The organism is Caballeronia sp. SEWSISQ10-4 2, from assembly GCF_030464885.1.
In the GTDB taxonomy this organism is placed as follows: Bacteria; Pseudomonadota; Gammaproteobacteria; order Burkholderiales; family Burkholderiaceae; genus Caballeronia.
In genome coordinates this window covers 1-14,013 of record NZ_JALPRJ010000008.1, presented here as the reverse complement: position 1 = coordinate 14,013, position 14,013 = coordinate 1, and the positions used below count along the sequence as shown (strand labels likewise).

Here is a 14,013-nt window from a genome sequence, read left to right as displayed (position 1 = left end):
GTGGCCGAGGCGTTATGCCACAGGGCCACCAGACAAGGCTGAAAGGCGATAGAGGCGGGTTCGAAAGCTGCGTGGTGCGTAGCATCGGACGCACTCTTTGCGTGTAAGCCCTCAACGCCGCTTTACCAGACGGGGTTACAAAGCGCGGTAACATGCGCACACTTTTCCGGTCTTTCTCCGGCTGAAAGGCAGATATAGATGCAAAACCTCCCAGATAATTTTCCGCTTGCCACGACCGCTTTTTTCTTCGATTTCGACGGCACGCTCGTCGAACTTGCGCCCACGCCCGACGGCGTGGTCGTGCAACCGATCGTGCCGGCCATCCTGAGCGCGTTGCGTCGCGCGACCAATGGCGCGGTGGCGATCGTGTCGGGACGCGGAATTGACAGCATCGATTCGTTCCTGTCGATGCCCGATCTGCCCGTGGCCGGTTTGCACGGCGCGGAGCGGCGCGATTCGAACGCGGATGTCCAGCGTGTGGGTTTCAACGACGAGCGCCTGCTGCGCATGGAACATGTGCTCGAAGGCGTGATGAAGGCTAATCCCGGCATGCTCCTCGAGATCAAGGGCGCGGCGCTCGCGCTGCATTACCGCAATGCGCCGGAACGCGGCGCGGCGGCGCGCGAGGCGACCGAAAAACTCGTCGCTCAATACGCCGCCGCCTACGTGCTGCAGCCCGGCAAGATGGTCTACGAGATCAAGCCGAAGGACGTCGATAAAGGCCGCGCGGTGCTCGCTTTCCTCGATGAACCTCCATTCGCGGGCCGCAGGCCGGTGTTTATCGGCGACGATTTGACAGATGAAAAGGGCTTCGCGGTTGCGAACGAGCGCAACGGGGTCTCGATCAAGGTTGGCGCCGGCGATACGCTCGCGCATGCGCGCGTCGAATCGGTGGGCGAGTTGCTCAACTGGCTGCAGCGTATTGCAGGAATTGAAGGTTTTACAGGGACACATTCGTGAGTCGGCTGATCATTGTTTCGAACCGGGTTGCGCCGATTTCCGAAGGCGGCCCAGCGGCGGGCGGCCTGGCCGTGGGCGTCTACGACGCGCTCAAGGAAACCGGCGGCATGTGGTTCGGCTGGAGCGGCGACGTGGTGGCGGAGCCGCCGGAGAGCATCACGCTGGAGGAGCGCGGCCGCGTGACGTTCGCGACCATCGGCCTGGCGCAACGCGATTACGACCAGTATTACCGCGGGTTTTCCAACGCCACGTTGTGGCCTGCGTTCCACTATCGGCCGGATCTGATCCAGTTCGACCGTGACGAATTCGACGGTTATTGCCGCGTGAACCGCTGGCTCGCGAAGCAACTCGCGCCGCTGCTGAAAGCCGATGACGTCATCTGGGTCCACGACTATCACCTGATCCCGTTTGCTCAGGCATTGCGCGATGAAGGCGTGACGAACCGCATTGGCTTTTTCCTGCACATTCCGTTTCCGGCAGCGCAGGTTCTGCTGAGCGTGCCGCGTCATCGCGTGCTGGCCGAAGCGCTGTGCTCCTTCGATCTGCTCGGTTTCCAGACCGCGCCCGATCTGCGCGCGTTTTGTGATTACATCGAGACGGAGGCGAATGGCTCGGTCGTGCGTACCGCGGGCAAGCCGAATGTGGTGAACGCTTTCGGCAAGACGCTGCGGGCGGGAGCTTATCCGATCGGCGTTTATCCGGACGAGATCGCGTCTCTCGCCAAAGACGGTGAAAGCGGGCGCGAAGTGCAAACGGTCAAGACGACGCTGCGTGATCGCAAGCTGATCATGAGCGTCGACCGGCTGGATTATTCGAAGGGTCTGGTCGAGCGCTTCCGCGCGTTCGAAAAGCTGCTGGAGCACCAGCCGGCGCAGCGCAACAACGTCTCGTTCGTGCAGATCGCGCCGCCTACACGCGCCGATATGGACACGTATCGCGACATCCGGCTGCAGCTCGAAGCGGAATCCGGGCGCATCAACGGGCGGTATGCGGAACTCGACTGGACGCCGATCCGCTATATCCATCGGCAATACGAGCGGCCGGTGCTCGCCGCGCTGTTCCACGCGTCGCATGTGGGGTTTGTCACGCCGTTGCGCGACGGCATGAATCTGGTGGCGAAGGAATACGTCGCGGCGCAAGATCCCGACGATCCCGGCGTGCTGGTTTTATCGCAATTCGCCGGCGCGGCGCAGGAACTGAACGGTGCGCTGATCGTGAATCCGCTCGATATCGCCGGCATGGCGGACGCGCTCGCCGCGGCGCTCGCGATGCCGCTGAACGAGCGTCAGGCCCGGCACGCGGAGATGTTCGCGCAACTTCGCGAAAACAACGTGTCCGTCTGGCGCGACAACTTCATGCGCGATCTGCAGGCGTAAAAAAGCCGCTTAGGTCTGACTTAAGTCTGACGAACCTGAAGCGGCTTTCCAGCTTGAAGCGAGCAGCGATGAAGCAACGTTACGTTGATTCAGCCTTCGCGGCGACTTGTTGCGAGGGCATGGTCGTGGGCGGCAACTTGCCGTGTTGCTTCGACAGCAGCTCGCGATACAACCCCGGCCGGTTGCGCAACTGATCCGGCGAACCGTCGTCGATCACCTTGCCTGCGCTCATCACGATAATCCGGTCGAAGCCCTGCAGCGTCGACAACCGGTGCGCAATCGCGATCACCGTGCGGCCGACCATCAGCCGGTCGAGCGCTTGCTGGATGGCTTCTTCCGACGCGCTGTCCAGCGCCGACGTGGCTTCGTCGAGCAGCAGGATCGGCGCGTTCTTCAGAATTGCGCGCGCGATGGCAATTCGCTGGCGCTGCCCGCCCGACAACTTCACGCCGCGATCGCCGACGATGGTATCGAACCCTTCCGGCATCGCTTCGATGAAGTCCGTGCACCGCGCCTCGCGGGCGGCGGCGATCACTTCTTCGCGCGATGCGTCCGGCCGGCCGTACGCAATGTTCTCGTAGACAGTCCGGTGGAACAGCGAAATGTCCTGCGGCACGAGCGCAATCGACATCCGCAGACTGTCTTGCGTGATCAGCGAGATATCTTGTCCATCGACCTTGATCGCGCCGCCCTGCGGCTCGTAGAAGCGCTGCAGCAGCGCGAGCACGGTGGATTTCCCCGCGCCCGACTTGCCAATCAGCCCGACACGCTGACCCGGTTCGATATGCAGGTTGAATTTATCGAGGATCGGCCGGCGGCGCGGATACGCGAACGTGACTTCTTCGAAGTCCACGCGACCGCCTTGCGGCACGAGCTCGGTCGCGTCCGAGCGATCCGGCATGCCGTGCGGTTCGAGCAGGGTCTGCACGGCTTCCGCCAGTCGCGCGACGTGCTGCGTCACATCCACGAGCGCGACGGCGAGATCGCGCGTGCCGTGGAGAATCGTGAAACCCAGCGAGCTGACCAGCACGATATCGCCGGAAGTCGCCTGTCCCTTCGACCACAGCCACAACGCCCAGCCGAGCAGCCCAGCCGACAGGATCGCGGTCACGACTGCGTGGAACAGCCGCAGTTTCTCGAGATACAGCAAGCTCTGCTGACGCGCGACCATTTCGGCCTTGACCGTCGAGCCGAAGCGCTTTTGCTCGCGAAACGTCATACCGAATGCACGCACGAGCGCCATGTTGCCGATCACGTCGACCAGTTCGCCGTCGACCGAAGCCGCCTTCGATGCAAACGTATGGTGCCGCGCCGAGCCGCGGCCGGCGAGCCGGTACAGCACGAACGCGAGGATGGCGGAGGCGAGCATCAGGCCCGCGGCCATCAGCGGATTGACGGCCACGATCATCACGATCGCACCGATCACCGCGATGCACGGCGGCAACACGTTCCACGCCATGGTGTTCTCGGAGGTATAGATCGCATTCGATGTCGCCGTGATCCGGCTCGCGAGCATGCCAGGCTGTTTCTCGGAGAAGTAGGTGGGCGAATGGCCGCTGAGATACGAAAACAGGTCGCGCCGCAAATCGCCCGTTACCGCGACGAACGTGTGCGCGCCGACCCAGCCGCCGACTCGCCACAGCATGTTGTCGGCAGCGATCAGGCCGACCAGGATCATGAAGGCGGACCAGAGCGGGCCGGGGTGGCCGCGGCCTTGGCCGAGCACGTCAATCAGATGCTTGATGGCGTACTGCGAGGCGAGCGCGCAACCGACGGCAGCCAGCACGCTGGCCAGCACGATGGAGTGAGCGACCGGATGACGGCGGATGTAACGAAACAGGAACGCAAGCGGGCGATGCGCATAGCTCGCTAGCTTCGCGTTGTGCACGTTACGCTGAGAGACAGTGAGTTGTTCCAATGGTCGTTTTCGGTCAAGTAGAGCGGTTGAGCGCGATGCTTCGCCGTGGCCGCATGCGCGGCTGGCCCGGGCGAGGCGATGGCGTGCAGCACCGATTGTTGAATTGTAGCGAGTGTAGCGAGCCAAATCGCCTCGCAAAATGCTTTCCGTGGTGCAGATCCATCAGGCGGGGCTCAAATTCCGCAAAAGTGCGTCGTCTGAAGGGGCCAGCCAGCGCCCTCTGGAGACGCGTCGTGCACCTTGTTCGATCCGCACGCGGTTCACCCGGTGCTGTTCGCGGTACCTCGACGTGAGCAGGGAATTACGCCCTATGCGGGGTGAGAGCACGTCGCGGTCCCGCTGCCGATAAAGCGGCGTTGGCGGCGATTCCGGATGCCGGACGGGACACTGCGGCGCAGCCGGATCCAGATGGAATCGCAGCGTTTTCGTCCTTGCAGCACGGCTGCGACCCGTTCGCTCAATGTAGAACAGCCTTGATAAACAAGGGCTTGCAAAGTGTATCGACGATGTAACAAGATAAATAAGTTGAAATGTAAGCTTGGAAGTCTTGTAAAAACCGCGATACTTCACGCGGGTTTCCCCTTAGGCTTTTTGACAGGTTCTTGTAGGTTCCGGTCAACGGGTCGGTAGGTTGTGCGTTTATGGCTGGGTGCGCTGCATTTACGAGATGGAATCGATCTTGCTCTGCCTGATCACGCTCTGAAACAGACGCCCGACACCTGCAGCACTAGCAAAACCCGCAACACCCAAGCAAACAGCGAAGCATCGCGATTTTTTTCTCGTGCTATCGGCCATTACGCTGGAGACACCAGCACCGTGCCGAACCCGGGTAGGGCGATTCGCTTGATTAACGACCGATGCCAAGCGCATCAATTTTGCCTGACATATTTAGGAGTTTCCGACATGCGAATCGCTCAAATCGCGCCTCTTCACGAAGCCGTTCCCCCGAAGTTCTACGGCGGCACGGAGCGCGTGGTGTCCTATCTGACCGAAGCGCTGGTTGAGGCCGGTCACGACGTCACGTTGTTCGCGAGCGGTGATTCGCAAACGTCGGCGAAGCTCGAAGCCTTCTGGCCGCAAGCGTTGCGCCTCGACCCGACCATCCGCGACACGATGGCGCCCCACATGCTGTTGCTGGAAGAAGTGCGCCGCCGCGCCGATGAATTCGACGTGCTGCACTTTCACATCGACTATTACCCGTTCTCGCTGTTCTCGCGCCAGCCGGTGCCGTTCCTGACGACCATGCACGGCCGTCTCGACCTGCCGGAACTGCAGCCGATCTTCAGCACCTTCAACGAAGCGCCGGTCGTGTCGATCTCCGACAACCAGCGCCAGCCGTTGCCGCAAGCCAACTGGCTCGCGACCGTTTATCACGGCCTGCCGGAAAACCTGCTCAAGCCGATCCCGAATGTCGAACCGGGTTACCTCGCGTTCCTCGGCCGGATTTCGCCGGAAAAGCGCGTCGACCGGGCGATCCGTATTGCCGGCGCAGCGGGCATGAAGATCAAGATCGCGGCGAAGATCGACAACGCCGACCGCGCTTATTACGAAGAGCAGATCAAGCCGTTGTTCGCGCTGCCGCACGTTGAGTACATCGGCGAGATCAACGAGCAGCAAAAGACCGAATTCCTCGGCAACGCCCACGCGCTGCTGTTCCCGATCGACTGGCCGGAGCCGTTTGGCCTGGTGATGATCGAAGCCATGGCTTGCGGTACGCCTGTGATCGCGTTCAATCGCGGATCGGTGCCGGAAGTGATCGAAAACGGCGTGTCGGGTTTTGTCGTGGAAGACGAACTGAGCGCGATCGCCGCGGTGAAGCGCCTCGACACGCTGCCGCGCGCCAAGGTGCGCCAGGCGTTCGAAACGCGCTTTTCGTCGAAGGTCATGGCCGCGCGTTATGTCCAGACGTATGAAGAACTGCTGCGCGCCAAGCGCCGCACCGTCCTTCGCGAAGTCAACGCCGGCTGATCTTGATGGTCGACGACGCTCGCGAGAGCGTCGCCCGAAGTCGAGCTTGCTGAACTAGCAGAACAACGCCCCGTGCGCCGTCAGGCGCACGGGGCGTTGTTGTTTTGACACACTGCGGGGCCAAGCTTGCGACGTTATCGTCGGGTTGAGCATGCGATGCCAATGCCGTTTTCGACATTCTCCCTATAATGTGCGGGCCTCGTGAGATGCAGTGCAGCATCGGAGCGAATGTATGGATGGGTGTGGAAGTCTCTTGAAAATCGCATCGCGCGACGGGAGGAACTTACCGCGCGAACAAGGACAGTCGTGAACAGGAGCGAAGTTTTGGCGAGAGCGAAGCAGAGTAGCGCGAGCCCGGCACCGGGTGCGGGCACCGTATTCGCGCTGCGGGCGATCGGACTCGTGCTGGCCGCGCGCTGGATGTTCTCGATGTCGCAAATGGGCTACCTCTCTTCAATCCGGGCGATGACTTCATCGCCGTGGGCCTGCGTTACGCTCGTACTCTTGTTCCTGCTGCTGTTTCTCCCCGGCGCCCGCGCCCGCGCGGAACGGCCGCTGCATCCGTTGCCGCAATGGCTGCGGCAAGCCTTGCGGCTGCTTGCGCTGCTGAGTTTCGTGTTCGCGGTGTGGTCGGTCGGGTTCTTCACCTGGACCGCCGGCTGGAAAAACGCCATGCACGCGCTCGCCGAAACCAATGGCTGGCTGCTCGTCGCGCCCGCGCTGTATGGCGTGGTGCTGTGGATCTGCCGGCCGCGTGCGTTGTGGCGCACGAATATCGCGGCGCGCCGGTTTGCTATCGGCCGCTATGCCATTTCCATCGATCCCACCACGCGTACCGCCGTCGTCTGGGCCGAAAGCCGCAAGCTCGGTCAGTACGATGCGCGGGAGTTATCGGTGAAATGGCCTGATGCGGTGCGGGAATCCACCGGGTCCGACGGCTCGGATGGTTTGCAAAGCGCCGCCGCTGTCGTGCCGAAAAAGCGCGGGTTGTCCGTGTTCGGGTTAGGCGCGCGCGCCAAGATGGAACTGCTGTGGGATTCTCCCGCTGCCGCCGGACATAATCGCAAAATCGTGTTTCGGGCCGCACTGGCGAGCGAAGGCGACCGCAAGACCGCGCGGGCGCTCGACGCGTCGTTGCGTCAGAGTTAAAACACCGGCGCTTGAGGTGAGGCGTCGCCTTGTCGCGGCTGGTTTCGAGGCGGCGTAATCGCCGGTATCCGTTGCTCGGACGTCGAATTGGCACGGGTGACGTGTCGATAGAACCCAAGGTTGTCAGTCGCGCCCGATTCGGGCGACTCAGTTGGTATCGTCGAACTTTCTTTGCACAAAGGAGGGCGCATGCTTGCTCGATGGTGTCTCGCGGCCATTCATTTGCTGGCGTTCGGATTTGCGTTTGCATCGGTATTCGGCCGGGCGCGGGCGCTGCGCCAACTCGATCCGGCGAGTTCCCTGAGCGCCAATGCCGCGCGCCTCAAACACGTTTTTCGCACCGATGCCATGTGGGGACTCGCCGCGCTGGTCCTGCTCGTGACCGGGGTGATGCGCGCGTTTGGCGGGTTCGAAAAGGGCGGTGCTTATTATCTGCACGAACCGCTGTTTCACTTGAAGATGACGGCGCTTGTCGTGATCCTGCTGATCGAAATCGCCCCGATGATGGCCCTGATCCGATGGCGCGCCGCGCTCGGACGCGGCGGAGCGATCGATCTTGGAAAAGCGCGGAAATATGCAGTGATGAGCGACGCGGAGGCAGGCTTGATCATCGTGATGGTGATCGCCGCGACGGGAATGGCGCGGGGGATCTGGGCGGGGTAGGTCGCGTATTTGCAGTTTTGGCTTGACCGGTCTTTCGACCACCAAGAGGCGTACGCCATGACACAACGCATTCTTTTGATGAGCAGTTCGCGCAAGGACCGACTCGGGTATCTTGAACATGCCGACGAGCAGATTCACGCGCTGCTGAAACATGAGCCGCGCAAGGTGCTGTTCGTGCCGTTCGCGGCCGTCACGCTTAGCTTCGATAGCTACGAAGACCTCGTCAAGCCGGTATTCGATCGCCTCGGTTATCCGCTCGAATCGATTCATCGCAGCGACAACCCGCTTGCGGCAATAGAGCAGGCCGACGCCATAGCAATCGGAGGCGGCAACACGTTCGCGCTGCTCAAGCGACTGTACGACGCCGGTATTGTCGATGCGATTCGCGCCCGGGTGATAGCGGGTACGCCTTACCTTGGGTGGAGTGCTGGTAGCAATGTAGCGTGCCCGACGATCCGTACCACTAATGACATGCCCGTCGTCCAGCCGCCGACGCTGCGCGCGCTCGGACTGGTTCCGTTCCAGGTGAATCCGCATTTCATCGGCGGTAAGCCGGTCGGCCATAACGGCGAAAGCCGCGAGGAGCGGCTTGCGGAGTTTCTCGCGATCAACGCACCGGAACAGGTCTTCGCGTTGCCCGAGGGGTCGGCTTTGTATTCGGACGGTACGCACGGCACGGTGCTCGGCGAGCGTCATGCCTTGCACTTTCTCGGCGATGGGCGCGCGGAGACCTTGCGTGAAAACGAGACCTTCGCGCTCTCCCGCATTACAGGTCCAGCCGATATGAGTGGTTGGCCCGCGTTCGCGTGCTGAGCGCTTAAGTTCCGCCTGCCACGTGATCATCCTTGAGGCATTCGCCGCGCGAAGGCGGCGCCCGCACGTTTTCAAAGACGCCCTGCATCACGACGTCTAATCGCTGGCGGCCGGCATGGCTTGCTGCGTGCACAAAAGAAAATGGCCCTCAAGCAATTCGTCACCGCTCATGTCGGTGTTCGGATAGGTCTGCGCTAGCCGGGCTTTCACTTCCTGCAGGAGCGCCGACTGCCGGTTCCACGTGTAGGCCTGAAAGCGGTAGTAGAGCTCGTCCGGCAGCAGAAAGTACACGTCGACATCACGGGGCGGCCGGCATAGCCGTGTCCTTGCTCCACGAGCCGACGTAAAAGCTGTTGTCGGTGTTTGAGGAGGTGCCGTAATACGCGCGGTTAAGGCAGCTCACCACGTTGGCTCGTTTGTTGATACCGTCCAGCCACTGCATCTGCGTCAGAGCGAGGTTGCGATGAAACTGCTCAAAGCGTTGCCGCACCGCGATCCAGTTGATCGGCCGGTAGGCCGGGAGCGTACCGAGCACATTTAATGACGCAATGGACGTGCCTAGGCCAAAATTCTGGGGATACGGAGGCGTCAGTACCGAGTCCAGGGAGAGCAGCCCGTTCAGGGTTCCGGCGGCCGGACGGCTTCCGTCCAGGGCACGCAGCAGCTGGTCGATGTTGGTGTCGTACACCATGGGACTCCTTCGAGGGGTCTGAACATTGAGCATACGTCAGCTTTAATGCGTTTTCCCGGATCGGTACCGCAGGCCACCGGGCGTGCCTTAGATCAGATCCGCTGCGTCACGTATTCGCTGGGCAGTGGCAGGTAGACCACCCTGCTCGAGCGCCCGGGCGAAATTCTCCGGGGTGGCCTCCGGATTCTTCCAGCGCGCGCATGCGCTTGAAGGCAGCCATGGCAACAAGCGGGTCCAGATCCCACTGGTTGAGAATGAACCGGTCGGGATCGACTACCACGATACCGTACGCATTGACGATTTCGGGCGGAAAGTCACGAAGGTTCGCGGTCACGATGCAGTCAGCGTGTCCGGCAACGGCGGCCGCGAGAACATGCCGGTCGTCCGGGTCCGGAAGTTCGTAACCCGAAACGAGGGGCGCCCAGGCAACCTCCGGGACCTCCCAGTCCGGCACCGCTTCGCGCATGCAGTCCCGTCGAAACTCGGGCTTGTCTTTCAGCTCTGGTCGTCGCTCTTCGAGCGCAGCGATCCATTCCTGCTCAATCTTTGTCGACCATTTCGCAGCAAAGAGTCCGGCGGTAGCCAGACTCATCAACGAATCGGTCATCGCGATCGGATAGAGGACGCACGCGTCCAGCAGGGCTGTGTAACGTTGCGTTGCCAGCCATCTCAGTAGTCCAATCCCAATTCACGAGCATTGTCAGCCATGCGCTCAAGGGCGCCAGCCTGTTTCTCGCGCATCTTGTTTGCGTACGTCACCAGGTCGTCAAAGGCGATCCGTCGGTGGGTACCCACCAGGCGATGCTTCAATCGGCCCTCTTCGATTTCCTTGACGACGAACGGCCGCGACACGTTAAGAAAATGGGCTGCCTCTACCGTGGTGAATTCCCGGTTTGCCGGCATGACAGTGATCGATCGACCTTCGCTCATTGCACCGAGCAGCTGGCCAATGAGTTTTAGCGCTGCGGGGGGGACTTCAACCTGCGGCTGTTCACCCTCGTCAGTCGTGAGGGTGATCGACGCAGCCCGGGAATGATCTAGGGCCTCCATGATGCAGCGCTGTGCGACGCGAGCCATCTCGAGCTCACGTGCATTCAGCGGAGGCGGGGTTACCTCGCGGATTCGGTCGAGGGTTCGCATGTCTTTTCCTTTGTCTCACACAGATTTGTGCCCAGCTCACCAGCTACGCTTGCTTCCGCGCAGGCGGAAGCAAGCGTAGCTGGCAAACGAATTAAGTGCAATAAGTGCAATAAGTGCAATAAGTGCAATAAGTGCAATAAGTGCAATAAGTGCAAGACTAATGTATCGCAAAACCAGACAAATGGCTCGACAAGGGCCGCCCAGTCTTCTCAGGCTGCTAGGCGCCAGTTTTGAACAGAAAACCGGCAGCCCAGTGCCGGGAAGAAATTCGCACCCGATCATAAGCCCATATTTCTATGTGTGATAATGGCCTTTATCACATATATCAGGAACCGCCATGCCGACCCCGGACACCCTGCGTTTGACCCTGGTGCGCGCGCCCGACGATGAGGCGTCCTTCAGTCCGGGATACCAGGCCGAGCTGCGGCAGTTCTATAGCCTCGCCCGTGCCGAGGGTGGCAAGATTGGTGCGGTCACCTTCACGACTGACCACGCGGATGGGGGTGATGGCTTCGTTGGGGAGTTCATGGTCCCGTTCACCCCGGTCGCCGGGTCCACGCTCACCGCGGCGACCGGCGCCTGGCTGCAGGGTCGAGCCGGGCGCACATTGCGCCTGACAATGGGCGACGTTGAAGTTGAGGCGACCAGTGCGGGCGAACTGTACGGGCTTCTAAACCTGACGATGGCAGTCACAGAACGGCATGAAAAGCCCGCGACCGATCATGTCTGAGGCCGCGCTTGCGGTTCGCTCATCCTCTCCACTGCCCACCTTGGTGATCAATGCCGGCGAGTGGGCTGGCATCCGGTTTCTTGAGTTCTTCGCGTCGAGCATTCGCAATCCGAACACACGGCGCGCGTATGCGCACGCGGTGGGCGAGTTTCTGACCTGGTGTGCGCAGGCCGGCGTGATCTCGATCACGGCCGTGCAGCCACTCCACGTCGCCACGTGGGTCGAACTGCAGACGCAGACGATGTCGGCGCCGACAGTCAAGCAGCGCCTGGCCGCCATTCGTCACCTTTTTGACTGGCTGGTGACCGGCCAGGTCTTGCCACACAACCCAGCCGCCTCGGTGCGAGGCCCAAGTCATAGCGCGCGCCAAGGCAAGACGCCGGTGCTCGATGCACTCGAAGCGCGGCAACTGCTCGACAGTATCAATGTCGCGACGCCGATCGGGTTGCGGGATCGGGCGTTGATTGGCTTGATGGTGTTTTCGTTTGCGCGAATCGGCGCGGCCGTCACGATGCGGGTGGAAGACGTGTACGTGCAAAACCGGCGGCTATGGGTACGCCTGCGCGAAAAAGGCGGCAAGCGTCATGAAATGCCGTGTCACCACACGCTTGACGCGTATCTGCACGCGTACCTCGACGGCACCGCGATTGGCGGCAATCCTAAAGGGCCACTGTTTCGCACGATCCAGCGTGGCACCGGGCAGTTGAGTGACTCGCCGCTGCCGCAGGCCAACGCCTATGCGATGGTGCGACGTCGAGCGATCGCCGCTGGCATAGCCACGAAGATCTGCAACCATACGTTTCGCGCGACCGGCATCACCGCCTATCTGAAAAACGGCGGCACGCTTGAGAATGCCGCGGCAATGGCGAACCACGCGTCGACGCGCACGACGCAGCTTTATGATCGGCGCCGAGATGACATTAGCCTCGACGAGGTCGAGCGGATCCGTGTGTAGCGGATGCGACTACTCGTGAGTTGCTGGCGCATCCTGGTCACAACGCTTTCTTGTCACGTGAGGTGGCATCGGTGGTTCGTGGCTGGTTGCCACGTGCATTGAGAGGCTCGACTGGACGGCGTTTGCCTGAAAAAACTCCCGCATGGAGCGGGAGGAGTGTGGCTGAGAGACAGCGCCGCTGCAAAGGACGACGCATCTTATTAAGTTTCTTGTTCGCCGCATAGCCTTGGGGCTGTAACACAGAATTTCGCAGATCCCTGATCCGGCGTGCTGACGTAGGGCCAAGCCGCCCGCGTCATGCGGTCACGCTGCCCCGCATTCCGCAATACTGGACAAGTGACAAACGCGAGCCTCGTCGCCGCTCGCGGGAGCGTTACACTGTACGTTTATACAGTGGTCGCCTTGTCATGTATCTTCAAGTCGTCGCCATGCGTTTTCACGGCAAAGCGCTCGAACAGTCTCAAATTCGTTCGGCCGAATCCGTTCGCGCGGAGGCGATCGTCGCTCACGAAAACTCGGACGCACTAGGGCGATATTCAGATGTCGCGAGAGCGAGCGCCGCCGGCGACGGGCGGGAGCAACTCTTGCCCGCGCTCTACGACTGCAGGCTTTCCCACATGGGGCACGGCGGCTTTGTTCTTTCTGGTTTGGAGTTGATTGGTTCTATCGCGTTCGCTCAAAACTGGTGGTGTCGCCCAGCCATCCGGTAGATATCGGAGTGACAACAGGCTGCGGAACGTTCCATCATGCGATGACGATTCTAAAGGAGAGGTCGCACTATGTGCTATTCGGCGCAGATCGTGGCGGACTACCGCAAGTACGTGAAGATGTTCGGTCCTGACATGGATATTAGGGAGTTCGCCCGGCTGTACTGGGAGCGCGTCGAGGGTAGCGGCGCGAAGGTTCCCAAGGGCATGGATGCGCCCTTCGTCAATCCGGAAACGGATGAGGAGCGTCGCATCAAGGAGCTGATTGAGCGGTATGACGCAGCTCAGATGACGAATCTCGAACAGGAACTGTTCAAACAGCGCACCCGGCTCGCTGATGCGGAACGCATCCTCCAGACCAAAACCACAAAGGCGGCCTTCGAGAGCAAACGGATCGCTACGGGCAAAATCGACGGCACGCTGCGCCGCCTCGATGACCTACGGCGAACCGAACTAGCGGACCGTGACTCGCGGATATTTCCTGGTCAATACGCGCCCGTCATGGTCATGGAGAACGGTCGGCGCGTAATCAAGCCTATGCGCTATCAATGTCGGCCGGCAGGTAAGCCCGCGATCTACGACGTGAAATACCCCGGAACCTACAACGCGCGGCGGGACAACTTGGAGGGCTTCTGGAAGGGGCTTTTCGGTTATACGCATGGCCTGATGCTGGTAACAGCGTTCTACGAAAACGTCAGTCGATTCCGACTCGAAAACCGCGTGCCGCTTGAGGGGGAGAAAGATGAAAACGTGGTGTTGGAGTTCAGGCCCAACCCGGCCCAGGAGATGCTGATTGCGTGCCTGTGGTCGCACTGGCAGGGGAAAGGCGAGCCTGACCTACTGTCGTTCGCGGCCGTTACGGATGACCCGCCGGAGGAAATAGCGCTTGCCGGCCACGACCGCTGCTTCTGAATACTACTAACTGTTAGGTCATCGTAAGTCG

The 14,013-nt window shown here is 61.2% G+C and carries 14 protein-coding genes; 9 read left to right on the top strand and 5 right to left on the bottom strand.

From position 1 onward, the window contains the following. The first annotated feature begins 198 nt into the window (after positions 1–198). Complete coding sequence (gene otsB, locus M0D69_RS07225) at positions 199–960, top strand: trehalose-phosphatase (RefSeq protein ID WP_301781380.1); 762 nt, start codon at positions 199–201, stop codon at positions 958–960. Further along, positions 957–2,336, top strand: coding sequence for an alpha,alpha-trehalose-phosphate synthase (UDP-forming) (otsA, locus tag M0D69_RS07220; protein WP_301781379.1), 1,380 nt, complete (start codon positions 957–959; stop codon positions 2,334–2,336). The genes otsB and otsA overlap by 4 nt, the downstream gene beginning before the upstream one ends. A 79-nt stretch (positions 2,337–2,415) precedes the next feature. On the opposite strand, the gene M0D69_RS07215 is transcribed toward otsA, so the two are convergent. Next, positions 2,416–4,254: an ABC transporter ATP-binding protein gene (locus tag M0D69_RS07215; RefSeq protein ID WP_301781378.1), complete on the bottom strand. Its 1,839-nt coding sequence runs from the start codon at positions 4,252–4,254 to the stop codon at positions 2,416–2,418. Positions 4,255–5,157: 903 nt separating this feature from the next. Between M0D69_RS07215 and M0D69_RS07210 the strand changes: the two genes are divergently transcribed. The 4 genes from M0D69_RS07210 to pepE all read left to right on the top strand — a co-directional run bounded on the left by M0D69_RS07210 (position 5,158) and on the right by pepE (position 8,847). Next, positions 5,158–6,222, top strand: a complete 1,065-nt coding sequence (locus M0D69_RS07210) for a glycosyltransferase family 4 protein (protein WP_047844713.1) — start codon at positions 5,158–5,160, stop codon at positions 6,220–6,222. A gap of 324 nt (positions 6,223–6,546) precedes the next feature. Beyond that, entirely contained in the window at positions 6,547–7,371 is an 825-nt protein-coding gene (locus M0D69_RS07205) for a hypothetical protein (protein WP_301781377.1), read from the top strand. Positions 7,372–7,560: 189 nt separating this feature from the next. Next, the gene (locus tag M0D69_RS07200; RefSeq protein WP_301781376.1) at positions 7,561–8,034 is read left to right on the top strand and encodes a DUF2214 family protein; all 474 of its coding nucleotides are present in this window, start codon (positions 7,561–7,563) and stop codon (positions 8,032–8,034) included. A 57-nt stretch (positions 8,035–8,091) separates the two neighbouring features. Beyond that, positions 8,092–8,847, top strand: a complete 756-nt coding sequence (pepE, locus tag M0D69_RS07195) for a dipeptidase PepE (protein ID WP_301781375.1) — start codon at positions 8,092–8,094, stop codon at positions 8,845–8,847. A 96-nt stretch (positions 8,848–8,943) separates the two neighbouring features. Here pepE and M0D69_RS07190 read toward each other — a convergent pair whose 3' ends face one another. The 4 genes from M0D69_RS07190 to M0D69_RS07175 form a co-directional block, all read right to left on the bottom strand. Then, positions 8,944–9,138: a hypothetical protein gene (locus tag M0D69_RS07190; protein ID WP_301781374.1), complete on the bottom strand. Its 195-nt coding sequence runs from the start codon at positions 9,136–9,138 to the stop codon at positions 8,944–8,946. A 7-nt stretch (positions 9,139–9,145) separates the two neighbouring features. Next, positions 9,146–9,538, bottom strand: coding sequence for a hypothetical protein (locus M0D69_RS07185; protein WP_301781373.1), 393 nt, complete (start codon positions 9,536–9,538; stop codon positions 9,146–9,148). A gap of 106 nt (positions 9,539–9,644) precedes the next feature. Continuing rightward, the gene (locus tag M0D69_RS07180) at positions 9,645–10,130 is read right to left on the bottom strand and encodes a PIN domain-containing protein (RefSeq protein WP_301781372.1); all 486 of its coding nucleotides are present in this window, start codon (positions 10,128–10,130) and stop codon (positions 9,645–9,647) included. Positions 10,131–10,207: 77 nt separating this feature from the next. Continuing rightward, positions 10,208–10,678 carry an excisionase family DNA-binding protein gene (locus M0D69_RS07175; protein WP_301781371.1) on the bottom strand — a complete coding sequence of 157 codons (471 nt, stop codon included), beginning with the start codon at positions 10,676–10,678 and terminating at the stop codon, positions 10,208–10,210. A gap of 337 nt (positions 10,679–11,015) precedes the next feature. Between M0D69_RS07175 and M0D69_RS07170 the strand changes: the two genes are divergently transcribed. The 3 genes from M0D69_RS07170 to M0D69_RS07160 all read left to right on the top strand — a co-directional run bounded on the left by M0D69_RS07170 (position 11,016) and on the right by M0D69_RS07160 (position 13,982). After that, positions 11,016–11,408: a hypothetical protein gene (locus M0D69_RS07170; RefSeq protein WP_301781370.1), complete on the top strand. Its 393-nt coding sequence runs from the start codon at positions 11,016–11,018 to the stop codon at positions 11,406–11,408. After that, the gene (locus M0D69_RS07165; RefSeq protein ID WP_301781369.1) at positions 11,401–12,363 is read left to right on the top strand and encodes a tyrosine-type recombinase/integrase; all 963 of its coding nucleotides are present in this window, start codon (positions 11,401–11,403) and stop codon (positions 12,361–12,363) included. Before M0D69_RS07170 ends, M0D69_RS07165 begins: the two co-directional genes overlap by 8 nt. Before the next feature lie 779 nt (positions 12,364–13,142). Continuing rightward, a complete protein-coding gene (locus M0D69_RS07160) occupies positions 13,143–13,982 on the top strand; it encodes an SOS response-associated peptidase family protein (RefSeq protein ID WP_301781368.1) in 840 nt (279 codons plus the stop codon). Positions 13,983–14,013: the final 31 nt, after the last annotated feature.

Bases quoted from the DNA above. Each gene is read 5' to 3' on its own strand.
- otsB (WP_301781380.1), top strand. From the start codon at position 199: ATGCAAAACCTCCCAGATAATTTTCCGCTTGCCACGACCGCTTTTTTC.
- M0D69_RS07210 (WP_047844713.1), top strand. From the start codon at position 5,158: ATGCGAATCGCTCAAATCGCGCCTCTTCACGAAGCCGTTCCCCCGAAG.
- M0D69_RS07200 (WP_301781376.1), top strand. From the start codon at position 7,561: ATGCTTGCTCGATGGTGTCTCGCGGCCATTCATTTGCTGGCGTTCGGA.
- pepE (WP_301781375.1), top strand. From the start codon at position 8,092: ATGACACAACGCATTCTTTTGATGAGCAGTTCGCGCAAGGACCGACTC.
- M0D69_RS07185 (WP_301781373.1), bottom strand. From the start codon at position 9,538: ATGGTGTACGACACCAACATCGACCAGCTGCTGCGTGCCCTGGACGGA.
- M0D69_RS07180 (WP_301781372.1), bottom strand. From the start codon at position 10,130: ATGAGTCTGGCTACCGCCGGACTCTTTGCTGCGAAATGGTCGACAAAG.
- M0D69_RS07175 (WP_301781371.1), bottom strand. From the start codon at position 10,678: ATGCGAACCCTCGACCGAATCCGCGAGGTAACCCCGCCTCCGCTGAAT.
- M0D69_RS07170 (WP_301781370.1), top strand. From the start codon at position 11,016: ATGCCGACCCCGGACACCCTGCGTTTGACCCTGGTGCGCGCGCCCGAC.
- M0D69_RS07165 (WP_301781369.1), top strand. From the start codon at position 11,401: ATGTCTGAGGCCGCGCTTGCGGTTCGCTCATCCTCTCCACTGCCCACC.
- M0D69_RS07160 (WP_301781368.1), top strand. From the start codon at position 13,143: ATGTGCTATTCGGCGCAGATCGTGGCGGACTACCGCAAGTACGTGAAG.